Source organism: Pseudonocardia hierapolitana (genome assembly GCF_007994075.1).
GTDB classification, from domain to species: Bacteria; Actinomycetota; Actinomycetes; order Mycobacteriales; family Pseudonocardiaceae; genus Pseudonocardia; species Pseudonocardia hierapolitana.
In genome coordinates, this window is record NZ_VIWU01000001.1 from 236,525 (window position 1) to 258,996 (window position 22,472).

Consider the following 22,472-nt stretch of genomic DNA (forward strand, 5'->3'; position numbering starts at 1 on the left):
ATCGGCGGATCCAGGTTTCCGCTGGGTGTGCCGGCGGGCCGGCCTCGTATTGGGCATACTCGGTCGGCTCGCCGGTGCGCCCAGCGGGAAGCTGGGCCGTCGAGATACGTGCGGGACCTCCGGTGGGGCGCACTTGGCTACTCCGCGCCCGAAGCGGCGGGGTTCCCGAGCCGGTATCCCACGCCGCGGACGGTCTGCACGTACTCCGGGTTGCCGAGCTTGGTGCGCAGCGTGGCCACGTGCACGTCGAGCGTGCGGTTGGCACCCGCCCACGACCGGCCCCACACCTCGGCGACGATGCGGCTGCGCGTGCACACCGCTCCTCCCGCCGTCGCGAGCAGCGCGAGCACCTGGAACTCCTTGCGCGTGAGGTTCACGGCCCGGCCGCCGACCGTCACGTCGTGTTTGTGCAGGTCGACGCGCACGGCGCCGATCTCGACGACGTCCTCGGGTCCGGTCGGCGTCGCGAGCCGGCGCCGCCGGTACACCGCGTGGACGCGGGCCACGAGCTCGCCGATGTCGTAGGGCTTCACGAGGTAGTCGTCGGCCCCGGAGTGCAGGCCGAGGATGCGGTCGTCCACCTCGCCGCGGGCCGACACGACGATCACCGGCACGTCGCTCCTCTCCCGGATCGCCCGGCACACGTCGACCCCGTCGATGTCCGGGAGGCCGAGGTCGAGCAGGACGACGTCGACGCCTCCCAGGTGGTCCGGTGCGGCCCGCCCCGTGGCCAGCCGGGTGGTGGTCATCCCGTGCCGGTGCAGGGCCGGACGCAGCGCGGCCGCGACCCGATCGTCGTCCTCGACCAGCAGGATGTGCACTACTCCCACCCTCTCCGAGACCAAGAGCGTTATAGGAGCGCAACCCTATGGGTTGCTCAAGGTGCTGGACTGGACACATCGCCGCGCCCTAGCGTCCCGCCATGCCCGGAGGCCCTGCATGACCGACACTCCCATGATCCGGATGGCGTCCGTCGACAAGCACTTCGGCGAGCTGCACGTCCTGCGTGACATCAACCTGGAGGTCGCAACCGGCCAGGTCGTCGTGGTACTCGGCCCGTCCGGCTCGGGCAAGTCCACGCTGTGCCGCACGATCAACCGGCTCGAGCCGATCGACAGCGGCACCATCGAGGTCGACGGACAGGCCCTACCCGCCGAGGGCAAGGCCCTCGCCGCGCTGCGCGCCGACGTCGGAATGGTGTTCCAGAGCTTCAACCTCTTCGCGCACAAGACGATCCTCGAGAACGTCACGCTCGCCCCGCTGAAGGTGCGCAAGTCCGCCAAGGCCACCGCCGAGAAGGACGGCATGGCACTGCTCGAACGCGTCGGCATCGCCAACCAGCGCGACAAGTACCCGGCCCAGCTCTCCGGCGGGCAGCAGCAACGCGCCGCGATCGCCCGCGCGCTCGCGATGAAGCCGAAGGTCATGCTGTTCGACGAGCCCACCTCCGCCCTCGACCCCGAGATGGTCCAGGAGGTCCTCGACGTGATGACCACCCTCGCGAAGGAGGGCATGACGATGCTCGTCGTCACCCACGAGATGGGCTTCGCCCGCCGCGCCGCCAACCGCGTCGTCTTCATGTCCGACGGCGAGATCGTCGAGGACGCGCCACCCGACACGTTCTTCTCGAACCCGACATCCGACCGCGCCAAGGACTTCCTCGGCAAGATCCTCACGCACTGATCCCCGAACGACTGGAGACGAGTTCTCATGAAGTTGCGCACCCTCGCGGTGGGCCTCATGGTCGGCGCCCTCGCCCTCACCGCCTGCGGGCGCGAGGGCAGCCCGACCACCCCTGCGGCACCCGGCGGCGAGACCGCCCCCGAGGTCAGCTACCCGGTCGCCACCGGCGTCTCACTGCCCGACTCGCCGACCTTCGCCAAGATCCAGCAGCGGGGCCGGATCGTCGCCGGCGTCCGTGACGACCAGCCGGGCCTCGGCTTCCGCGATGCGACCACGGGCGAGTACGCCGGGTTCGACGTCGAGATCGCTCGCATGATCGCTGCGGGGCTGGGCTACGGCGAGGACCAGATCGACTACGTCGTCGTCCCGTCGGCCGCGCGCGAGGACACCATCGAGCGCGGCGACATCGACTACATGGTCGGGACGTACACCATCAACGACACCCGCAAGCAGCGCGTGTCGTTCGCCGGCCCGTACTACGTCGCCGGGCAGAGCGTCCTCGTGGCGGCCGACAACACCACGATCACGGGCAAGGACACCCTGCAGGGCCAGCGGGTGTGCTCGGTCACCGGGTCGACCCCGATCCAGCGGGTGCGCGACCAGGGCCTGACGGACCAGATCGTCGAGTTCCAGACCTACAGCCAGTGCGTGGACCAGCTGCTGGCGGGTCAGGTCGACGCGGTCACCACGGACGACGCGATCCTCGCGGGCTTCGCCTCGCAGCGACCCGACGAGCTCAAGGTCGTCGGCGAGCCGTTCTCCCAGGAGCCCTACGGCATCGGCCTCAACCGCGACGACTCGGCGCTGCGCAACAAGATCAACGACATCCTGCAGGCGTCCTACGACGACGGGACGTGGCAGAAGGCCTACGACTCGACGCTCGGGCTGTCCGGCACGACGGCCTCGCCGCCGGAGCTGCAGCGCTACTGATCGGATCGCCCGGGGCGGGCAGCGGTGACCGCCCGCCCCGGGTCTCCACCGTGGGCGTGATCGACGCCGTATCCCGCCCGTCCAGGAACGGAGACCCGTGAACGTCCTGCTCGACAACCTCCCGCTGTACCTGGAGGCGTTCTTCTTCGGAACGATCAGGCTCTTCGTGATCTCGGCGATCGGGTCTCTCGTGCTCGGCACGGTCCTGGCGGCGATGCGCGTGAGCCCGATGCCGGTGCTGCGCGTCTTCGGTGCGATGTACGTCAACATCGTCCGCAACACACCGCTGACGCTGGTCTTCTTCTTCTTCGCGTTCGCCTACCCGCGCCTCGACCTCATCGACGTCTCCTACTTCGTCGCCGCCTGCGCCGCGCTGATCGTCTACACCGCGGCGTTCGTCTGCGAGGTGATCCGGTCCGGGGTCAACACGGTGCCGGTCGGGCAGGCCGAGGCCGCCCGCGCGCTCGGCTTCACCTTCGCCCAGATCCTCGGGCAGATCGTGATGCCCCAGGCGTTCCGCGCGGTCGTGCCGCCGCTGACCAGCATCATGATCGCCCTGCTGAAGAACACGACGATCGCGGCCGGATTCTCGGTCTTCGAGGCCGGCGGGATCTACCAGAACCTCTCCGAGCGCGGGTACGACGTGCTCGTCGGCCTGCTGTGGGTGGCGCTGTTCTTCCTGATCCTCGTCCTCCCACTGACCGGGCTGCAGCGCACCCTCGAGAAGCGATGGCGGGTCGCCGCGTGATCCGTCCCCAGCCGTCCTGGAGCACGTCGTGACCGCAGTCCTCTACGACATCCCGGGCCCTCGCGCCCGCGTCCGCAACAACATCCTCGGCGTCGTCGGCACGCTGGTCGTTCTCGGCGTCGTCGGATTCGTGGTCCTCCGTCTCATCCAGACCGGGCAGTTCGCGCCCCGGCGGTGGGAGTGGATCACCTACATCAACATCCAGTACCTGCTGCTCGACGCGCTGTGGAACACGCTGCGGGCGTTCCTGCTCGCCGCGGTGCTCTCGCTGGTGTTCGGCGCGATCTTCGCGGCCGGCAGGCTCTCGGACCACAGGTGGGTCAGCGGCCCGGCCACGGCGGTCGTCGAGTTCTTCCGCGCCGTCCCGCTGCTGGTGCTGATCTTCATCCTGTACTACGGGGTCTCCCGGAGCCTCGGCATCACCATCTCCGCCTACTGGGCCGTGGTGCTCGGCCTGATGCTCTACAACGGCTCGGTGCTCGCCGAGGTCTTCCGGGCAGGCGTGCTGGCGCAACCGAAGGGCCAGAGCGAGGCCGCCTACGCGTTGGGCATGCGCAAGACCCAGGTGATGACCAACGTTCTGCTCCCGCAGGCGCTGCGCGCGATGCTCCCGACGATCATCGCCCAGCTCGTGGTGGTGCTGAAGGACACCGCACTCGGCTTCATCATCCTGTACCCCGAGCTGCTCTACCAGGCCCGTTTCCTGGGCAACCAGGGCCAGCTGGGCGGTCCGATCCTGCAGGTCGGGATCGTCATCGCGGTCATCTACATCACGATGTGCCTGCTGCTGTCGGCACTGGCCAACTGGCTGGAGAAGCGCACTCGGCGCAGTCCCCGGGCCGTGGTGAAAGCACCCGCTCCCCCCGACGCCGGGCCGGGCACCGGAGCGAGCTGACGGCGGCGCCCGGAGGCGGGCGCCGCCTCCGCTACGACCCGAACGACGAGTGCTGATCGAGGTTCTCCACCACGACCGGCTCGATCCCCTCCTCCACGGGCAGGTCGAACCCGAGCACCTGGGCGTAGAAGCTCAGCTCGGAGTCCAGGGCCCTGCGGATGTTCTCCGCCCGCCGGAACCCGTGTTGCTCGCCCTCGAACAGCAGGTAGGCCACCGGGGTGCCGCGGGCGCGCAGGGCGTCGACGATCATCTCGCTCTGGTTGGGCGGCACGACCTCGTCCTCCGCCCCCTGCAGCACGATGAGCGGGCGGGTGAAGCGCTCGACGTGGTGGATCGGTGAGCGCTCGACGTAGACGTCGCGGGCCTGCGGGTACGGGCCGACGAGACGGTCGAGGTAGCGGCTCTCGAACTTGTGGGTGTCGGCCGCGAGCGCTTCCAGGTCGGCCACCCCGAAGTGGTCGGCGCCGGCGGCGAACGGGGTGTCGTCACGGGCGAGGGCGGCGAGGGTGGTGAACCCGCCCGCCGAGCCGCCCCGGATGCACAGCCGGTCGCCGTCGACGCGACCCTGCTCGGCGAGCCGGCGCGCGGCCGCGAGGCAGTCGGCCACGTCGATCACGCCCCACTCGCCCAGCAGCTCCTGCCGGTAGGCGCGCCCGTACCCCGTGGAGCCGCCGTAGTTCACGTCGACGACGGCGAAGCCGCGGCTCGTCCAGTACTGGACACCGGTGCTCAGCACCGGCATCGCGGCGCTGGTCGGGCCACCGTGGATCTGCACCAGCAGCGGCGGGAGCTCGCCCTCCGGGCCGGACGAATCCGCCGAGGCCGGCGGGTAGAACTGCGCGTGCGCCCGCCGGGGCGCGCCGGAGCCGTCCACCGAGTCGAACGTGATGTGCTCGGGCACCGATATCTGGGCCGCCTCCAGGCCGAGGTCGCGCGGCGGCCGCAGCGTCTCCACGGTGGAGCTGGAGACCTCGACCCGGTGCACACCGGGCTCGGCGGCGGGGCTCCCCGCGACCACGACCACCGCGTCCGGCCCTGCCGCGCGGACGGCGGCGATCGCCGAGAACGGCACATCGAGGTCGACGAGCGTGGCGTCGGTCTGCCGGACGGCGAGCCCGTCACGGCCCTCGCGCCACCGGGCGAACACGATCCGGCCGTCGTCGAGCCGCACGTAGCGGGCCGAGCCGAAGACCCACGCGGGCTCGCCGATCTCCGCGTCCAGGCGCACGACCGGCACGATGTCGGCGCCGGGCGTCCAGCGGTACAGGTTCCACCAGTCCGTGCGGTCGGACAGGAAGAGCAGCGACCCGTCCGGCTCGAAACGTGGCTCCAGGACCGACTCCCCCGGCCCGCCCGCCACAACCGTCTCCTCGCCGGACTCCAGGTCGCGCACGATGAGTTGCGTGTCGTCCCACGGCATCGACGGGTGGTTCCACTGCAGCCAGGCCAGGCTGGTGCCGTCGGGGTTCAGGCGGGGAGCGGCCACGAAGTCCGGGCCACTGACCAGCACCTCCGGCTCCGAGAGGGCGTCCGACGCGAGCCGGACGACCTCGTTGCGCACGTCGGCCGCCGACGACCCCGCGTGCCGCTCGCGGACGCAGACGATGGTGGCGCCGTCCGGGGCGACGTCGCCGTCGGCGTAGCGGTCCGCCCGCGGCGCCACCGGTTCAGGGGTGATCGGCTCGGGCTCCCCGCCGGGTGCCAGCCGGTACAGGCGCTGGTCGGCCCAGTCGGTGAACCACACGACGCCGTCGTGCACCCACCATGCCGCGCCGCCGTACTCGTGCACGGCCGTGCGCGCGTTCCGCCCGTCCGGCAGCAGGTCGGTGGTGGCGCCGTCGGGCGTGCGGCGCACCAGCTGTGTGCGACCGCCCTCGGCCGGCCGCCCCTCGGCCCACACCACGTCGGCGCCGTCCACCCGCACCTCGCCCAGCCGCACCGCGGCGGCCGTGACCAGCTCGGACGTGATCGGGGTGGGCCAGGAGCCGTAGGGCCGCTCGGAGATCGTCACGCCGCCACGTTATCCGCCCCCCGCCCCGGCCGACGCAGATGTGTCGGCCCGCCGACGCCCGGGTGCGTACGGGCGAACTGATGGCCGACCGGCGGACGCTGGGAGCAACCGTCGAAGGCTCCCAGCGGCCCGCACCCGCGTAGCGTGGGCACCGCCGGACGTCGAACGGGAGGAGCCGCCGTGACCGAGCCGTCGAAGGAGCGGACGCCGGAGCCGATCGAGGCCGAGATCGTGCCGGACCCCACCCCGCCGGCGCCGCCCGCGCCCGACTACGACGAGCACGGCGTGCCGAGCCTGGACTACGTGCGCGACAAGATCGAGAGCCGGTACGCCACGTCGCTGGGGGCCACTGAGCTGGCGGAGAGCAACGCCGCCGGTCGCAGTGTGGAGGAGCAGGAGGCCGAGCGGGCGGCTGCGGCGAAGGCGAGGCTGGAGGAGATCCGCCGCTCACTCGGCTGACGCCAGGACGCCGCTCACTCCGCTGCGGCGGGTGGCTCCTCCCCGTTCCTCCGCCTCAGCAGATCCAAGATCATCGCCTGGCCGTGCTCCAGTCCGTCGAACCGCCCCTCCAGTCCGTCGAACCGCCCCTCCAGTCCGTCGAACCGCCCCTCCAGCCCGTCGAACCGCCCCTCCAGCCCGTCGAACCGCCCCTCCAGCCCGGCGATCCGCTCATGATCCTCGACCTGCGTCTCGCGCAGCGCCTCCAACAACCGCGTGTGCGCGTCGAGCTTGGTGGCGAGCGCCGCTACATCGCGATCAGCACCCCCGGCCAGTACCCGCGCAGCGGCGGCATCCTGACGGACGCTGCGCATCTGCACCTCGAGTGCCGTGACCCTGCCTTCCAGTTCCTCCATCGAGCCCATGCGAGAAGGTTAGCGAGCACGGGCGAGCTGCCGGGTGTGCTCAAGGGGAGTTATCCACAACCCGCCGGTAGCACGCGACCGATGGCGCTCGGCCGCCCGCCGTTCAGGGTCGACGCGCTCGCAAGGCCGTCCACAGCAGGCCGAGGGCCTCCCCCAGCGCCCGCGGCCGCACCACCGGCAGCACCCCGAGCGCCCCGGTCAGGCCGGGCCACCAGCGCACCGAACCGTCCGGGCGGACGGCGCCGATGGCGGGCTTGCGGCAGGCGAGCACGGTGGCGGGCAACGTGGGGTGTTCCGTCGCCAGCCGGGGGTCACGGCAGGAGCGCACCGTGACGGGCACCCGGAGCAGGTCGGGCAGCTCGCGCGCGATCTGCGAGCAGCTGGGGCAGGCCACGTCGGCCACGACCACGACGGCCGCAATCCTGACGGCAGCGATCACGCTGCGAGCATCGCAGTCGCGAGCGAGCCGGCGCAGGTCAGGGCCAGCAACGGCCGCACGACGTGCTCCGCACGTGCCCACACGAGCGTCCACGAACCGTCGTCACTCCACGCGCCTGCCATCAGCGGCATCGCGAGCCGGCCGAGCGCGAACCCGGCGGCGAGCGCGAACGCGGCCGGGAGCGGGACGACCACCAGCACGGCCGCGAGCACCAGGTGGGGCAGCGCGGACGGCGAGTACGTGCGCATCCCGGTGCCCATCTCGAACCCGAACTGCAGCGCACCCCACCGGCGCAGGTGCTGGACGTCCTCCGGGACGAGCCGGGCGTTCTGCGGGACGGGGAACCGCACGAGCCCGACCTCCCGCAGCAGCACCGGCACCACGACCAGGCCGAACAGCGCGTACCGGACGGGGGCGGGCAGCAGCGCCTGGGGCAGCGCCCCCAGCGCGCCCGCCACGAACGCCACCAGCAGGGCACCCAGCAACAGGCCTGCCCCGAAGAACCGGACCACGGGCTCGTCGCGCCAGACCGACGCGCTCAGCAGGAACGCCGAGTTGTGGCTTCAAGTGCTTCCGGAGTTGGCGAACCCGGCGGCGGCGCCCGCGACGAGCAGGAGCGACACCACGCCCGCCGGCCCGGCCGCCAGGGCCGCCACGACCAACACGACGGCCGCGGTGACCGGATGCAGCAGCCAGCGGATCCTCACCGGTTCACCCGCCCAGGATCGGCCCGGCGCCCTCGGGCAGCCGGCATGCCGCGATGGTGATGCCGGTGTAGGTGTCGCCGCTGGCGAACACGACGTCGGTGATCGCATCGGAACAGCGGTAGCCCTTCCACCGCCAAGCGTTCTTCCCCTCGCACTCCGTGGCGAGCCGGGTGCTCTCCATCTCCTCGCCGTCGATCTCGTAGAAGCCCTCGCGGTGGTATCCGTTGGCGCAGGGGTAGCCGCCGCGCCGCCACCCGCCGTAGCAGACAGCAGGGCCGTCGGACGGCCAGTTGTTGGCCTCCTCGGCGTAGGACGTGGGAGCGCAGCTGGTGTGCTCGGCCCGGTTCACGGACCCGGGCACGGCGGCCGCCGTCCGGCGTTCGAGATACCAGTCGAGCGGCACGAGCGCCGCTGCCGCCGCCCCGATCACGAGCCCGCGCAGGACCGCCCGCCGGGACGGCCGGATCGACCGCAGCCGCGCCACCACGGCGCTCGGGCGGGCGCCGGGACACGGGGCGGAGGTGCGCGGGATGTCGTCGAGACGGGTCATGCGGGGCTCCCGATGCGGAACAGGGCCCTCAGATCCGTATCGGTGTCGACGAAGGTGCGGTGCACCACCGTGCCCGCCGCGTCGAGCTGCAACACGGTGGGCGCGTAGCCCTCGAACAGCTCGGCCCGCGCGGCCGGGTCGCCGAGCAGCTCCGCGCCGGGGTGCGGGGCGAAGGCGTCGGCCCGGTCGACGACCGCGACGAGGCGCACCCCGACGTCCCTGATGGCGGCGAGGGCGTCCCACACGGCGTGGCAGAGCGCGCAGTCGGCGTCCAGCACGGCCGCGATGGCGGCACGCTGGCCGGGCCGGGGACGGATCGACAGCGGCGCGGGCCTGCCGACGACGGCCGCATATCCCGACAGACCGACCTCGCGCCCGGCCTCCAACGCGCGCACCCGCGCGTACACGGCGAGGAGCGCGACGAGGGCGAACAGCGCGACGAGGAGGGCGAGCAGCGCCACAGCCATCTGTGCCGACATGTCTCAGCCCACCCACCTGGCGTCGAGAGCGGCGATCGCGGCGATCAGCCGGTCGTCGGCGAGATCCAGGCGCGGACGCCCCGATTCCGGGCCGTGCAGGACGAGGTCGAGCGCTGCGCTCTTCCCGGCGAGCACGTAGCGCCACTCGTGGACGGTGCCGGCGACCAGCGCCGACGCCCCGTCGTCGAGGAGGCGATCCGCGCGCCACAGCTCGCCGGCAGGCAACCGCAGCCCGGCCCAGTCCGGGAGCGTCGGCAGCGCGTCGACGGCCCGCCGCGCCACGAGCGTCGCGCGATCGCCACGGCCGATCAGCGACACGCCGGCCTGCCGCAGCAGCAGGTCGGACGCCGGAACCAGGGTGGCGCCCGCCGGGTCGTCGGTGAACCGGAACGCCTCCAGCATCGCGGCGAGGCCGCCGTCGGCCGGTGCGGGGCCCCCGAACCAGGTGGTGGCCTCGTGGTGGGGCCCGACGAGCACCAGTGCGGCGTCGGAGCGATCGGCGGCCTCGAACAACACGGCGTCCGCACCCCGCAGGGCGACCCGCCGCTGATGCGCTCCGGGCAGGACGTGCGTCGGGATCACGCGGTGCTCGCCCCGTGGCGCCAGGAAGAACTGCCTGGCGGTCCGCGGCCCGGTGAACCTGGTGCTGGCGTACCAGCGCAGCGGGCCGAACACCTCAGGGACGGCGAGGTCGACCCTGGCTCCCGACGGCGCGATCCGCGTCATCCGGAACGGTGCCCCCACCGGAGGTGCCGTCCCGCGTACCGTAGCCGCCGTCATCCTCGTGCCCTCCCGTCCGCCGCGCCGGTTCGGCGCCGTCCGGGACAACGAGCACGGACCGGTGACGTGACGCGATCACATCAACACGTAGCGTTGCATCCGGGTGATGTTCGAGGGCTCAGCGTGGCCGGTGATTCGCATCCGGGTGACAGAGCCGCCGGTCTCGGCGGTGACCGGCGGCTCTGTCGACGTTCCTGCGTCGGGCTCAGGCCCCCGAGCGCTTGAAGATCTTCTTGCCCAGCCAGACCACAGGGTCGTACTTGCGGTCCACCACGCGCTCCTTGAGTGGGATGAGCGCGTTGTCGGTGATCTTGATGTGCTCCGGGCAGACCTCGGTGCAGCACTTGGTGATGTTGCAGTACCCGAGGCCGTGCTCGTCCTGTGCCGCCTCCTGCCGGTCGGCGGCGTCGAGGGGATGCATGTCGAGCTCCGCGATCCGCATCAGGTAGCGCGGGCCGGCGAAGTTCTCCTTGTTCTCCTCGTGGTCACGCACCACGTGGCAGGTGTTCTGGCACAGGTAGCACTCAATGCACTTGCGGAACTCCTGGCTCCGCTCGACGTCGACCTGCTGCATCCGGTACTCGCCCGGCTCGAGGTCCGGCGGGGGCGCGAAGCTGGGGATCTCGCGGGCCTTGGTGTAGTTGAACGACACGTCGGTGACGAGGTCGCGGATCACGGGGAACGTCCGCAGCGGCGTGACCGTGATGACCTCGTTCTCCTCGAACGTCGACATCCGGGTCATGCACATCAGCCGGGGACGGCCGTTGATCTCCGCGCTGCACGAGCCGCACTTGCCGGCCTTGCAGTTCCAGCGGACGGCGAGGTCCTGGGCCTGGGTCTGCTGGAGCCGGTGGATGATGTCGAGGACGACCTCGCCCTCGTTCACCTCCACCGGGTAGTCGACGAGCTCGCCCTTCTCGTCGTCACCCCGCCAGACGCGGAAGTGCGCCTCGTAACTCATGCCTTCTCCCCTAGCGCCTGCCCAGAAGAACCGGCACGGTGCCCGCCCAGTTCCTCGCCCGTGTAGTACTTCTTCAGCTCGTCGAGTTCGAACAGGTCGAGCAGGTCGGGCCGCATCGGCACCTGCTCCTGGCGGACCAGCTCGATGTCGTCCTCGCCCTTCGCGGACAGCACGAGCAGCAGGTGCCGCCAGTCGGAGTCCATGACGGGGAAGTCGTCGCGGGTGTGCCCGCCGCGGCTCTCCTGCCGCTCCAGCGCGGCCTTGGCCACGCACAGCGAGACCAGCAGCATGTTGCGCAGATCGAGGGCCAGGTGCCAGCCCGGGTTGAACTCCCGGCCGCCCTCGACGGACACCGTCTTCGCCCTGGTCGCGATGTCCTGCAGCGCCTTGAGCGCCAGCTCCATCTCGTCGGCCTTGCGGATGATGCCGACGAGGTCGTTCATCGTCTTCTGCAGCTCCAGCTGCACGACGAACGGGTTCTCGCCGCCCTCCGCGGCGCTGGAGTACGGCAGCAGCGCGCGGTCCACGGCCTTCGTCACGTCGTCGATCCGCACGGCGGGGCGCACCCCGGCGAGCGAGTCGACGTACTCGGCCGCGCCGAACCCGGCCCGGCGTCCGAACACGATCAGGTCGGACAGCGAGTTGCCGCCGAGCCGGTTGGAGCCGTGCATCCCGCCGGCGACCTCCCCGGCCGCGAACAGCCCGGGCACCTTCGACATCGCGCTGTCCGGGTCGACCTCCACACCGCCCATCACGTAGTGGCAGGTGGGGCCGACCTCCATCGGCTCCTTGGTGATGTCGACGTCCGCCAGCTCCTTGAACTGGTGGTACATCGACGGCAGCCGCTTCTGGATCTCCTCCGGCGACAGCCGCGAGGCGATGTCGAGGAACACCCCACCGTGCGGGCTCCCCCGCCCGGCCTTGACCTCGGCGTTGATCGCGCGGGCGACCTCGTCACGGGGCAGCAGCTCGGGGGGACGCCGGTTGTTGTCGGCGTCGGTGTACCAGCGGTCGCCCTCTTCCTCAGTCTCCGCGTACTGCTCGCGGAACACGTCCGGGACGTAGTTGAACATGAACCGCTCGCCCTCGGAGTTGCGCAGCACGCCCCCGTCGCCGCGCACCGACTCCGTGACCAGGATCCCCTTCACCGACGGCGGCCAGACCATGCCGGTCGGGTGGAACTGGAGGAACTCCATGTTGATCAACGTGGCGCCTGCGCGGAGGGCCAGCGCGTGGCCGTCGCCGGTGTACTCCCACGAGTTCGACGTCACCTGGTAGCTCTTGCCGACGCCACCGGTGGCGAGCACGATCGCCGGGGCGTCGAACCGGACGAACCTGCCGGTGCTGCGGTAGTAGCCGAAGCAGCCGGCGATCCTTCCGTCGTCCTTGAAGATCTCGGTGATCGTGCATTCGTGGAAGACCCGGATGTTGGCCTCGTAGTCGCCGGTCTCGGCGTAGTCCTCCTGCTGCAGTGACACCACCTTCTGCTGCAGCGTGCGGATCATCTCCAGGCCGGTGCGGTCACCGACGTGCGCCAGCCGCGGGTAGCTGTGCCCGCCGAAGTTGCGCTGGCTGATCTTGCCGTCCTTGGTGCGGTCGAAGAGCGCGCCGTAGGTCTCCAGCTCCCAGACGCGGTCCGGGGCCTCCTTGGCGTGCAGCTCGGCCATGCGCCAGTTGTTGAGGAACTTCCCCCCGCGCATCGTGTCGCGGAAGTGCACCTGCCAGTTGTCGTTGGGGTTGACGTTCCCCATCGCGGCGGCGCACCCGCCCTCGGCCATCACGGTGTGCGCCTTGCCGAAGAGCGACTTGGAGATGATGGCGGTGCGCTTGCCCTGCGCCCTCGCCTCGATGGCGGCACGCAGGCCCGCGCCACCGGCGCCGATGACGACGACGTCGAATTCGTAGCGTTCGATCTCTTCAGTCATCTGCCACCACCCTCAGTTGATGATCCGCAGGTCGGGGATCCAGCCCGCCGCCACGGCCATGATGTAGAAGTCGGTCACCGCGAGCGTGGCGAGCGTGGTCCAGGCCAGCTGCATGTGCCGGGCGTTGAGCTTCGAGACGTACACCCACATGCGGTAGCGCAGCGGATGCTTGGAGAAGTGGTTGAGCCTGCCGCCGATGATGCTGCGGCACGAGTGGCACGAGATCGTGTACGCCCACAGGAGCACGACGTTGACCAGCAGGATCACGTTGCCGAGGCCGAACCCGAACGAACCGTCGCTGCGGACGAACGCGTAGAACGCGTCGTAGGTGTTGATCAGGGAGATGATCCCGGCGATGTAGAAGAAATAGCGGTGCAGGTTCTGCCCGAGCAGCGGGAACCGGGTCTCACCGGTGTAGCTCTTGTGGGGTTCGGCCACCGCGCACGCAGGCGGTGAGAGCCAGAACGACCGGTAGTAGGCCTTGCGGTAGTAGTAGCACGTGAGCCGGAAGAGCAGGAGGAACGGCAGCGAGACCGCCGCGTAGGGCAACCACCAGACGTCGGGGAGGAACTGCCCGAAGTGCGAGGCGTGCGGGTCGCACCCGTACGAGACGCACGGCGAGTAGAACGGCGTGAGGTAGTTGTACTCGGGGACGAAGTAGTCGTCCTGGACGAAGGCGCGCACGGTCGCGTACACGACCCACGCGGTCAGCCCGACGAAGTTGGCCAGCGGTGGCAACCACCACCGGTCCGTTCGCAGCGTCCGTGCCGTGATCTGCGCCCGGCCGGCGGACGCGTCTGTGGTGGATGACACGTCAGGTTCCTTGTTCTGTAGCGGTACGACGCCGTCCGCTCCACGCCGCGGCGTCGGGACGTCTGGATCTCGCCGGAGCCTACGACCGCCCCGCGGCGCACGGCGTATCGGGCTGTCACTCTGCGTTCCCATCGTGACGCGATTCACGCAAGGACGGGCCAATTCCGGGCCCATGACATTAGAGTGCCCGGCGTGGGCCGCGAGGCGGGCGAGCGCGGCGCGGGCGGTGACGCGACGGCCGCAGCGCGCCACGCACTGGCGCCGGTCGGCTCCCGGCCACCCGCGGTGCTCGTCGTGCTGGCCGCGCTGCTCGTCGCCGGCACGATCGTCGCCTCGGTCGTCGGCACGCTCTCGCTCCTCCGGGGCCCCGCCGTGGCCGGTCCCCCGCCGCCCGCCGCCGCGGCGCCTCCCGAGATCGCGACGCCACCCTCGACGCCCACGACGGCTGCTGCGGAGGCAGCCCCGACGCCCGCCCCCACGGCCGCTCCGCCCGTGCCGCCCGCCGACCCCCGCGTCGTGTTCCAGGACCCCGCGCTGCGCACCCTCGCCGAGCCGTTCCTGGCCGGGCCCGCGGTGTCCTGCGAACAACGCCCCCCGGCCCCCGATGAGACCGAGAGCGTCGCCTGCGACCTCGGTGGTGGCCGCGCCGCCGCGTTCTCCCGGATGATCGCACCCGACGCGATGCGCGACCGGCGCCAGGACATCGTCCTGGGCAGGCAGGCCCGACCCGGCACGGTGGTGTCGGTGCGATGGCGCTACGTCGCGGGCGGGACGGACATCCGCGCCGGGATCCCGGCCGGTAAAGGGGACCGCGGAGAGGGCGTGCGGGCGCGCTACGTGGATCGCGAGGGCGTGCCCCGGCTCTACTTCGACCAGGACGCGACGGCCTGCACCGGCGCCCTCACCCTCACCCGGCCCAGCGGGAACGGCCGCGCCGACCTGGAGGAGCTGCGCACCTTCTGGGCGGACCCCACGGCCTGACGCCGAGCGGGCCTGTTGATCAGCTGCCTAGCGCCGGTGGGTCGTCGCCGCCAGGTAGTCCCGGTTCAGCTGCGAGATCACGTCGAGCGGGATCTCCTTCGGGCACGCCACCGCGCACTCGCCGGTGTTGGTGCACCCGCCGAAGCCCTCGGCGTCGTGGGTCTTCACCATGCGGATCACGCGGTCGGACCGCTCGGGCTGACCCTGCGGCAGCTCACCGAGGTGGGTGATCTTCGCACCGAGGAAGAGCGACGCACTCCCGTTCGGGCACGCGGCAACGCAGGCCCCGCAACCGATGCACGCGGCCGCGGTGAACGCGCGGTCGGCGTTCGGCTTCGGCACCGGAGTGGAGTGCGCCTCCGGCGCCGCACCGGTGGGAGCGGAGATGTAGCCACCGGAGGCGATGATGCGGTCGAACGCCGTGCGGTCCACGACCAGGTCCTTCACCACCGGGAACGCCGCCGCGCGGAACGGCTCCACCGTGATCGTCTCGCCGTCGCGGAAGTGCCGCAGGTGCAGCTGGCAGGTGGTGGTGGCCTTCTGCGGACCGTGCGGCTCACCGTTGATCACCATGCTGCAGGCGCCGCAGATGCCCTCGCGGCAGTCGTGGTCGAACGCCACCGGCTCCTCACCGTCGAGGATGAGCTTCTCGTTGAGGACGTCGATGAGCTCGAGGAACGACATGTCCTCGTCGGCGTCGTCGACGCGGTACGCGACGAGGCGACCCTTGTCCTCGGGGCCGTCCTGGCGCCAGATGCGCAGGTTCAACTTCACTTGTAGCTCCGCTGGCTCGGGGTGACGTACTCGAAGTGCAGGTCCTCCTTGTGCAGGACCGGGGCGCTGCCCTGACCGGTGAACTCCCAGGCCGCGACGTAGGAGAACTCGTCGTCCCTGCGCGCGGCCTCGCCGTCCTCGGTCTGGGACTCGGCGCGGAAGTGCCCGCCGCAGCTCTCCTCGCGGTGGAGCGCGTCGAGGCACATGAGCTCGGCGAGCTCGAGGAAGTCGGCGACGCGGCCGGCCTTCTCGAGGGACTGGTTCAGCGTGGCCGCCGCGCCGGGCACCTTCACGCTCTGCCAGAACTCGCGCCGCAGCTCGGGGATGCGGTCGAGCGCCTTGCGCAGGCCCTCCGCGGTGCGCTCCATGCCGCAGTGGTCCCACATGAGGTGGCCGAGCTCGCGGTGGAAGGAGTCGACGGTGCGGTCACCGTCGATGGAGAGCAGCTTCTCGACGCGGCCGGCCACGGCGGCCTCGGCCTCCCGCACCTCCGGCGCGTCGGCGGCGACGGGCTCGACGCCGCGGGCGAGGTAGTCGCCGATCGTGTTCGGCAGCACGAAGTAGCCGTCGGCGAGGCCCTGCATCAGCGCGGAGGCGCCGAGGCGGTTGGCTCCGTGGTCGGAGAAGTTCGCCTCGCCCACCACGAACAGGCCCGGGATGCTGCTCTGCAGGTCGTAGTCGACCCACAGCCCGCCCATCGTGTAGTGCACGGCCGGGTAGATGCGCATCGGGACCTCGTAGGGGTCCTCGCCGGTGATGCGCTGGTACATCTGGAACAGGTTCCCGTACTTCGCCGCCACGGCCGGGCGGCCCAGCCGGGAGATCGCGTCGGCGAAGTCGAGGTAGACGCCCAGGCCGGTCGGGCCGACGCCGCGGCCGGCGTCGCAGACGTTCTTGGCGGCCCGGCTGGCGATGTCGCGCGGCACCAGGTTGCCGAACGCCGGGTACTGGCGCTCCAGGAAGTAGTCGCGCTCGGCCTCCGGGATGTCGGCCGGAGCGCGGGTGTCGCCCGCCTTCTGCGGCACCCAGACGCGGCCGTCGTTGCGCAGCGACTCGCTCATCAGCGTGAGCTTGCTCTGGTGGTCGCCGCTCACCGGGATGCACGTCGGGTGGATCTGGGTGTAGCAGGGGTTCGCGAAGAGGGCGCCCTTGCGGTGGGCCCGCCAGCTCGCGGTGACGTTGCAGCCCTTGGCGTTGGTGGAGAGGTAGAAGACGTTCCCGTAGCCGCCGGACGCGAGCACGACGGCGTCGGCGAGGTGGCTGCGGGTCTCCCCCGTCACCAGGTCGCGCGCGACGATCCCGCGCGCCCGCCCGTCCACCATGATGAGCTCGAGCATCTCGTGCCGGGAGTACATCGTGACGTTCCCGGCGTCGATCTGGCGCTCCAGGGCCTGGTACGCGCCGAGCAGGAGCTGCTGGCCGGTCTGGCCGCGGGCGTAGAACGTGCGGGAGACCTGCGCACCACCGAATGAGCGCGTGTCGAGCAGGCCGCCGTACTCGCGCGCGAACGGCACGCCCTGGGCGACGCACTGGTCGATGATCTGCACGCTGATCTCGGCGAGCCGGTGCACGTTCGACTCGCGCGAGCGGAAGTCGCCGCCCTTCACCGTGTCGTAGAACAGGCGGTGGATGCTGTCGCCGTCGCCGCGGTAGTTCTTCGCGGCGTTGATGCCGCCCTGCGCCGCGATCGAGTGCGCGCGGCGCGGGCTGTCCTGGTAGCAGAACGAGCTGACCTGGTAGCCGAGCTCGGCGAGGGTGGCCGCGGCGGACCCACCGGCGAGGCCGGTGCCCACCACGATGATCTTCATCTTGCGCTTGTTGGCCGGGTTGACCAGCTTGACGCCGAACCGGCGGCGCTCCCAGCGCGTCTCGATCGGGCCGTCGGGCGCCGCGGTGTCCACCAGCGGCGAGCCGACGATGAAGTCGGAGTAGGAACCCATGTCAGGCCACCAATCCGGTCAGCACGGCGAACGGGACGGAGAGGAAACCGGCCACCAGCACGACCGCGACCCCGAGGGCGACGCCCTGGAGCGTCTTCTGCGTGGCAGCGCTGGACCGGCCGAACGTCTGCAGGGCGCTCCACACGCCGTGCCGGACGTGGAAGCCGACAGCCACCACGGCGAGCGTGTAGACGAGCGTGACGTACCAGCGCTCGGGAGCGAAGTCGGCCACGACGTTCGCGTGGACCTCGCCGTGCACGCCGTGCGGGTTGAGCGTGCCGGTCGTGAGGTCGAGCAGGTGGTAGACGACGAACAGCGCGATGATCACACCGCCCCAGCGCATGGTGCGGGCCGCGTAGCTGCCCTGCACCGGCGTGCGGTGGGCGTAGCGCACCGGGCGGGCCCGGCGGGCCCGCCGCGCAAGGATCGTGGCCGAGACGACGTGCCCGACCAGCGAGGCGGCGAGCACGATCCGGATCAGCCAGAGAAGCGTCTCGTGGGGTAGCGCGGGCTCGCCCACCTCCCGCAGCCAGGCCGCGTAGGTGTCGATCGCCTCCGCACCGAAGAAGATCTTCAGGTTGCCCACCATGTGGACCACCAGATAGAGCAGCATCACCGCGCCGGTGACCGCCATGACGAACTTGAGCTGGACCGACGTGCGGCGCGGCGGACGGCCCGCGCGCACGGCGGGGCGCTGTTGCACGGTCACCATGCGCTCAGCCTCCGTAGCGCAGCCTCCGAGCGTCCAATGCATCGAAGGGCCAGAGTCCATAGCCGTACGCTATGCCGGTGACGTTCACGCAGCTCGCGTACTTCCTGGCCGTGGCCGACGTGCGCAGCTTCACGCGAGCGGCGGAATCCGTCGGCGTGGCGCAGCCCACGCTGTCGCGGCAGCTCAAGGCGCTCGAGACGGAGCTCGGTGCCGAGCTGGTGGACCGCGGCGGTCGCGACGGACCGGTGCTCACACCGGCCGGTGAGGCGCTCCTGCCGCTCGCCCGCCGGATGCTCGCCGATGCCGACAGCGCACGCACCGCCGTGGCGGAGATCGTCGGGCTGCGCAGCGGGCGCGTCCGGGTGGGCGCCACCCCGTCGCTGTGCATCGGGGTGCTCGCCGACGTGCTCCGGGTGTTCCACGAGCAGCACCCGGACATCCGGCTCGAGCTGGTCGAGGACGGCTCACAGCCGCTGGTGCGGTCGCTCGCCCGCGGTGAGCTGGACCTGGCGCTGGTGATCGTGCCGTCGACGGGCGTCGACCCCGCCCTGCACACCACCCCGGTGCTGCGCGAGCGGTTGTCGGTGGCCTCGCCCACATCGGAGCGCTCGCCCGCCTCCCGCGGCTCGATGAGCATCAGGGAGCTCGGCCGCCGGTCGCTCGTGGTGCCCCGCCGCGGCTACGACGTCCGCGAAACCACCCTGCAGGCGTTCGCCGACGCAGGCGTGGAGCCCCGGTTCGCCGTGGAGGGCGGGGAGATGGACGCCGTGCTGCGGATGGTCGAGGCGGGCACCGGTGTGGCCGTGGTGCCCGACCTCGTGTTCGCCGGACGCCCCCGGCTGCGCCGCACCGTGCTCACCCCGCCCCTCTTCCGCACCGTGGCGCTCGCCCGGCGCGCCGACCTCACCCCCACCCACGCCATGCGCGCGTTCCGCACCTCCCTCCTGTCGTTCCTCGCCGTCCTGTCGGCGGGCGACGGGTTCACCGGGGACGTGCAGGTCCTGCGGCCCGCGACCGAGTGACCGGGATGGCCGGGGGCAGACGTGCCCGGCGAGGGCTCCTGCCGCCCGCCTGACGCTGCCCCCGCGGCGGAACGGAACTACCGTCGACGGATGGCCGATGCGGACATCCACTTCTACTTCGACCCGGTGTGTCCGTTCGCCTGGATGACCAGCAAATGGGTGCGGATGGTGCAGGCACAGCGCGACTACCGCGTCGACTGGCGGTTCATCTCGCTGCGGCTGGTGAACGCGGACGTGGACTACGCCGCGCACTTCCCACCGGAGTACGAGGCCGGCCACACGTCCGGGCTGCGGCTGCTGCGGGTGGCGGCCCGCACCCGCGCGGAGTACGGGCGGGAGGCGATCGGGCCGCTCTACGCGGCCCTCGGGGAGAAGATCTTCGATCGAGAGGACGCCGCGAACGACGGCGCGGAGCGCAAGTCCCGCGGCACCCGCGAGTTCGTCGAGCCGGTACTGGCCTCGGTCGGGCTGCCGCCCGCACTCGCGGACGCCCTGGACGACACGTCGTGGGACGCCGAACTGAAGGCCGAGACCGACGAAGCGCTCTTGCTCACGGGCAAGGACGTCGGCACGCCGATCCTGCACTTCGAGCCCCCGGAGGGCGTCGCGTTCTTCGGACCGGTGATCAGCCGGCTGCCGACCGAGGAGCAGGCCGCACAGCTGTGGGATCACGTGATCGGCCTGACCCGCTTCCCCGGCTTCGCCGAGCTGAAGCGCAGCCTCCGCGAACGCGTCCAGCTGCGCGCCCTCGGCTGGCGCGACGGCGAGGTCGGTGAGCTGGAGGACTGGCACGGCGGCAGCCGGCGGCTGAAGAAGTAGGCGCGCGGGCGCCGCAGTCCGGCCGGCGCGCGGGATCGCCCTCAGTCGTCGGGGATCTCGCCGTCGGCGAGCTCGTCGACCTCGGCTCCGCGTTCGGCGAGCGCCTCCTTCACCACGCGGTAGGCGATGCCGGCGCCGTACCCCTTGCGGGCGAGCATCCCGACCAGGCGGCGCCCGGCGGTGGCGCGCTGCTCGCTGGTGCCGACGGCGAGCGACCGCAGCTTGCGGTCGACCAGCTCCCGGGCCCGGCGCTCCTCCGCCTCGGCGTCGACCTCCGCCAGCGCCTCGCCCGCGGCCTCCTCGCTCACCCCCTTGCGGCGCAGCTCCACGGCGATCGCGCGGCGCGCCAGCCCGCGGTGGGTGTGGCGCGAGCGGACCCACTGCCCGGCGAACGCGGCGTCGTCGATGAGGCCGACCTCGTCGAACCGCTCCAGCACGGTGTGCGCCGCGTCGTCCGGCACGCCCTTGCGGCGCAGGGCCTGGGCCAACTCCTGGCGGGTGCGGGCGCGGTCGGTGAGCAGCCGCAGGCACACCTCGCGGGCGACGGCGATCGGATCCGCGTCGGGGTCGAGCTCCTCGGGGCCGCGTCCACGCCGGTCACGCGGACGCCCGCGCGGCTCGTCCGCATCCGCCCTCGCGGGGCCGTCCGACTCATCGACATCCGCGGCGGGGTCCCGGCCGGGATCGTGGTCGGACCGGGTGGGCGGCTCGACCGGCGAGGTCGGGCGCCGCCGGCCTCGCGCACCCCGGTTCTCCCCCGCCCCGCGATGCTCCGGCTCGCGGCCGGGCGCGCCGGCTGCCCGGCGGGAGCCGCCCCGCGCGGCGCCGCCGCCCGTCCGTTGCCGACCACCGCGGGCGGCGCTCCGGTTCAGGGCGCCGGGGCCGAGCTCGACCACGGCGACATCGTCTCGGTCGGCCCCGAGCGACGGGTTGTCGAACAGCGCGATCGGGCCAGGCTCGCCGGCAGCCGCACTCTGCCGCTCGTGCCGCCCGCCGACGGTGGGCTCGCCGTCGACCGGTGCGCGGGGGGCGAAGTCGGCTACCGGAGCAGCGGGAGCGTTTCCCGCGCCTGTGAGCTCGCGGAGATCGGCGGGCCCGACCGGGACCGGGCTGCCGTCCGCAGGTTCCGGAGTCGCCTCGGCCGCGAGCAGCTCGCCGAACCGCGCGACCGGCGCGCTGGGGCTTCCCTCTCCCCCGGCGGCGATCCCGTCGAACCGGGCCACCCTGCCGTCGGCCGCCGGATCGTGCGGGCGCCGGCCGTCAGCCATGCTCAGAAGTCGACGGGAGCGGGCAGCGGCTCGACCTCGGCGTCGACCTGGGCACCGATCCCGAGCTTCTCCTTGATCCGCTTCTCGATCTCGTTGGCGACGTCGGGGTTGTCACGCAGGAACTTGCGGGCGTTCTCCTTGCCCTGCCCGAGCTGGTCGCCCTCGTAGGTGTACCAGGCGCCGGACTTGCGGATGATCGCCTGCTCGACGCCCACGTCGATCAGCGAGCCCTCGCGGCTGATGCCGATGCCGTAGAGGATGTCGAACTCGGCCTGCTTGAACGGCGGCGCGACCTTGTTCTTGACGACCTTGACGCGGGTGCGGTTGCCGACCATGTCGGAGCCGTCCTTGAGCGTCTCGATGCGGCGGACGTCCAGCCGGACCGACGAGTAGAACTTCAGGGCCTTTCCACCCGTCGTCGTCTCGGGAGACCCGAACATCACACCGATCTTCTCGCGCAGCTGGTTGATGAAGATCGCCGTGGTGCCCGAGTTGCTGAGCGCGCCCGTGATCTTGCGCAGCGCCTGGCTCATCAGCCGGGCCTGCAGGCCCACGTGGTTGTCGCCCATCTCGCCCTCGATCTCCGCGCGCGGGACGAGCGCCGCGACCGAGTCGATGACGATGATGTCGAGCGCACCGGAGCGGATGAGCATGTCGGCGATCTCGAGGGCCTGCTCACCGGTGTCGGGCTGGGAGACCAGCAGGGCATCGGTGTCGACGCCGAGCGCCTTGGCGTACTCGGGGTCGAGCGCGTGCTCGGCGTCGATGAACGCCGCGACGCCGCCCGCGGCCTGCGCGCTGGCCACCGAGTGCAGCGCGACCGTGGTCTTACCGCTGGACTCCGGGCCGTAGATCTCCACGACGCGACCGCGGGGCAGGCCGCCCACGCCGAGCGCGAGGTCGAGCGCGATCGATCCGGTGGGGATCACTCCGATCGGCGGGCGGGTGTCGTCGCCGAGGCGCATCACCGACCCCTTGCCGTGGTTCTTCTCGATCTGCGCGAGGGCGAGCTGCAGCGCCTTCTCGCGGTCGGGTGTGCTCATCGCCGGGTCTCCACCTCAGTGCTCGGACTTCTCTTCTCGGGTCGGCGTCGACGTTAGGGGGCGCCACCGACGATCTGCGTGGGCGGTGAGGATCTGTGGACAGCCGCACCGCGATGTGAATGGAATCGT

The 22,472-nt window shown here is 71.6% G+C and carries 25 protein-coding genes; 8 read left to right on the plus strand and 17 right to left on the minus strand.

The genetic code is table 11. The features are described from left to right. Window positions 1-137: 137 nt before the first annotated feature. A complete protein-coding gene (locus tag FHX44_RS01150) occupies window positions 138-821 on the minus strand; it encodes a response regulator transcription factor (protein WP_147253740.1) in 684 nt (227 codons plus the stop codon). Window positions 822-954: 133 nt separating this feature from the next. On the opposite strand from FHX44_RS01150, the gene FHX44_RS01155 reads away from it, so the two are divergent. The 4 genes from FHX44_RS01155 to FHX44_RS01170 all read left to right on the plus strand — a co-directional run bounded on the left by FHX44_RS01155 (window position 955) and on the right by FHX44_RS01170 (window position 4,256). Next, complete coding sequence (locus FHX44_RS01155) at window positions 955-1,683, plus strand: amino acid ABC transporter ATP-binding protein (RefSeq protein WP_147260840.1); 729 nt, start codon at window positions 955-957, stop codon at window positions 1,681-1,683. A gap of 27 nt (window positions 1,684-1,710) precedes the next feature. After that, complete coding sequence (locus FHX44_RS01160) at window positions 1,711-2,613, plus strand: glutamate ABC transporter substrate-binding protein (protein ID WP_147253741.1); 903 nt, start codon at window positions 1,711-1,713, stop codon at window positions 2,611-2,613. A gap of 97 nt (window positions 2,614-2,710) precedes the next feature. Continuing rightward, entirely contained in the window at window positions 2,711-3,361 is a 651-nt protein-coding gene (locus FHX44_RS01165) for an amino acid ABC transporter permease (RefSeq protein ID WP_147253742.1), read from the plus strand. 28 nt (window positions 3,362-3,389) lie between these two features. Beyond that, window positions 3,390-4,256 (plus strand): amino acid ABC transporter permease, encoded by an 867-nt coding sequence (locus tag FHX44_RS01170; RefSeq protein WP_147253743.1) that lies wholly within the window; start codon window positions 3,390-3,392, stop codon window positions 4,254-4,256. Between the two features lie 31 nt (window positions 4,257-4,287). Here FHX44_RS01170 and FHX44_RS01175 read toward each other — a convergent pair whose 3' ends face one another. Beyond that, entirely contained in the window at window positions 4,288-6,267 is a 1,980-nt protein-coding gene (locus FHX44_RS01175; RefSeq protein ID WP_147253744.1) for a S9 family peptidase, read from the minus strand. A 180-nt stretch (window positions 6,268-6,447) separates the two neighbouring features. Between FHX44_RS01175 and FHX44_RS01180 the strand changes: the two genes are divergently transcribed. After that, window positions 6,448-6,726 (plus strand): PspA domain-containing protein, encoded by a 279-nt coding sequence (locus FHX44_RS01180; RefSeq protein WP_147253745.1) that lies wholly within the window; start codon window positions 6,448-6,450, stop codon window positions 6,724-6,726. A gap of 14 nt (window positions 6,727-6,740) precedes the next feature. Here the strand turns inward: FHX44_RS01180 and FHX44_RS01185 are convergent, their stop codons facing one another. The 10 genes from FHX44_RS01185 to FHX44_RS01225 form a co-directional block, all read right to left on the minus strand. Continuing rightward, window positions 6,741-7,130 carry a hypothetical protein gene (locus tag FHX44_RS01185; protein ID WP_147253746.1) on the minus strand — a complete coding sequence of 130 codons (390 nt, stop codon included), beginning with the start codon at window positions 7,128-7,130 and terminating at the stop codon, window positions 6,741-6,743. A gap of 103 nt (window positions 7,131-7,233) precedes the next feature. Then, the gene (locus FHX44_RS01190) at window positions 7,234-7,569 is read right to left on the minus strand and encodes a hypothetical protein (protein WP_246170144.1); all 336 of its coding nucleotides are present in this window, start codon (window positions 7,567-7,569) and stop codon (window positions 7,234-7,236) included. After that, a complete protein-coding gene (locus FHX44_RS01195; protein ID WP_147253747.1) occupies window positions 7,566-8,081 on the minus strand; it encodes a hypothetical protein in 516 nt (171 codons plus the stop codon). Before FHX44_RS01195 ends, FHX44_RS01190 begins: the two co-directional genes overlap by 4 nt. 51 nt (window positions 8,082-8,132) lie before the next feature. Continuing rightward, entirely contained in the window at window positions 8,133-8,276 is a 144-nt protein-coding gene (locus tag FHX44_RS41905) for a hypothetical protein (RefSeq protein WP_170308724.1), read from the minus strand. Between the two features lie 4 nt (window positions 8,277-8,280). Beyond that, on the minus strand, window positions 8,281-8,826 hold the full coding sequence (locus FHX44_RS01200; RefSeq protein WP_147253748.1) for a hypothetical protein: 546 nt from the start codon (window positions 8,824-8,826) through the stop codon (window positions 8,281-8,283). Beyond that, window positions 8,823-9,305, minus strand: a complete 483-nt coding sequence (locus FHX44_RS01205; protein ID WP_147253749.1) for a hypothetical protein — start codon at window positions 9,303-9,305, stop codon at window positions 8,823-8,825. Before FHX44_RS01205 ends, FHX44_RS01200 begins: the two co-directional genes overlap by 4 nt. 3 nt (window positions 9,306-9,308) lie before the next feature. After that, window positions 9,309-10,031, minus strand: coding sequence for a hypothetical protein (locus FHX44_RS01210; RefSeq protein WP_147253750.1), 723 nt, complete (start codon window positions 10,029-10,031; stop codon window positions 9,309-9,311). A gap of 259 nt (window positions 10,032-10,290) precedes the next feature. After that, window positions 10,291-11,046, minus strand: coding sequence for a succinate dehydrogenase/fumarate reductase iron-sulfur subunit (locus FHX44_RS01215; protein ID WP_147253751.1), 756 nt, complete (start codon window positions 11,044-11,046; stop codon window positions 10,291-10,293). After that, window positions 11,043-12,971: a fumarate reductase/succinate dehydrogenase flavoprotein subunit gene (locus FHX44_RS01220; protein WP_147253752.1), complete on the minus strand. Its 1,929-nt coding sequence runs from the start codon at window positions 12,969-12,971 to the stop codon at window positions 11,043-11,045. The genes FHX44_RS01215 and FHX44_RS01220 overlap by 4 nt, the downstream gene beginning before the upstream one ends. Before the next feature lie 12 nt (window positions 12,972-12,983). After that, window positions 12,984-13,784 carry a hypothetical protein gene (locus tag FHX44_RS01225; RefSeq protein ID WP_147253753.1) on the minus strand — a complete coding sequence of 267 codons (801 nt, stop codon included), beginning with the start codon at window positions 13,782-13,784 and terminating at the stop codon, window positions 12,984-12,986. A gap of 192 nt (window positions 13,785-13,976) precedes the next feature. On the opposite strand from FHX44_RS01225, the gene FHX44_RS01230 reads away from it, so the two are divergent. Continuing rightward, on the plus strand, window positions 13,977-14,765 hold the full coding sequence (locus FHX44_RS01230) for a hypothetical protein (protein WP_147253754.1): 789 nt from the start codon (window positions 13,977-13,979) through the stop codon (window positions 14,763-14,765). A gap of 27 nt (window positions 14,766-14,792) precedes the next feature. On the opposite strand, the gene FHX44_RS01235 is transcribed toward FHX44_RS01230, so the two are convergent. From FHX44_RS01235 to FHX44_RS01245, 3 genes are read right to left on the minus strand one after another with little or no spacing between them, the layout of a single operon-like run. After that, a complete protein-coding gene (locus tag FHX44_RS01235) occupies window positions 14,793-15,539 on the minus strand; it encodes a succinate dehydrogenase/fumarate reductase iron-sulfur subunit (RefSeq protein ID WP_147253755.1) in 747 nt (248 codons plus the stop codon). Further along, window positions 15,536-17,479, minus strand: a complete 1,944-nt coding sequence (locus FHX44_RS01240) for a fumarate reductase/succinate dehydrogenase flavoprotein subunit (RefSeq protein WP_147253756.1) — start codon at window positions 17,477-17,479, stop codon at window positions 15,536-15,538. Before FHX44_RS01240 ends, FHX44_RS01235 begins: the two co-directional genes overlap by 4 nt. Before the next feature lies 1 nt (window position 17,480). Continuing rightward, window positions 17,481-18,191: a succinate dehydrogenase cytochrome b subunit gene (locus tag FHX44_RS01245; RefSeq protein ID WP_170308725.1), complete on the minus strand. Its 711-nt coding sequence runs from the start codon at window positions 18,189-18,191 to the stop codon at window positions 17,481-17,483. A gap of 77 nt (window positions 18,192-18,268) precedes the next feature. On the opposite strand from FHX44_RS01245, the gene FHX44_RS01250 reads away from it, so the two are divergent. Both FHX44_RS01250 and FHX44_RS01255 read left to right on the plus strand, forming a co-directional pair. Then, the gene (locus FHX44_RS01250) at window positions 18,269-19,213 is read left to right on the plus strand and encodes a LysR family transcriptional regulator (protein ID WP_147253757.1); all 945 of its coding nucleotides are present in this window, start codon (window positions 18,269-18,271) and stop codon (window positions 19,211-19,213) included. 90 nt (window positions 19,214-19,303) lie between these two features. Further along, the gene (locus FHX44_RS01255; RefSeq protein WP_147253758.1) at window positions 19,304-20,032 is read left to right on the plus strand and encodes a mycothiol-dependent nitroreductase Rv2466c family protein; all 729 of its coding nucleotides are present in this window, start codon (window positions 19,304-19,306) and stop codon (window positions 20,030-20,032) included. A 41-nt stretch (window positions 20,033-20,073) separates the two neighbouring features. Here FHX44_RS01255 and FHX44_RS44000 read toward each other — a convergent pair whose 3' ends face one another. After that, window positions 20,074-21,300, minus strand: coding sequence for a regulatory protein RecX (locus FHX44_RS44000; RefSeq protein WP_212612285.1), 1,227 nt, complete (start codon window positions 21,298-21,300; stop codon window positions 20,074-20,076). Window positions 21,301-21,302: 2 nt separating this feature from the next. Beyond that, window positions 21,303-22,343 (minus strand): recombinase RecA, encoded by a 1,041-nt coding sequence (gene recA / locus FHX44_RS01265; RefSeq protein WP_147253759.1) that lies wholly within the window; start codon window positions 22,341-22,343, stop codon window positions 21,303-21,305. Between the last annotated feature and the right edge of the window lie 129 nt (window positions 22,344-22,472).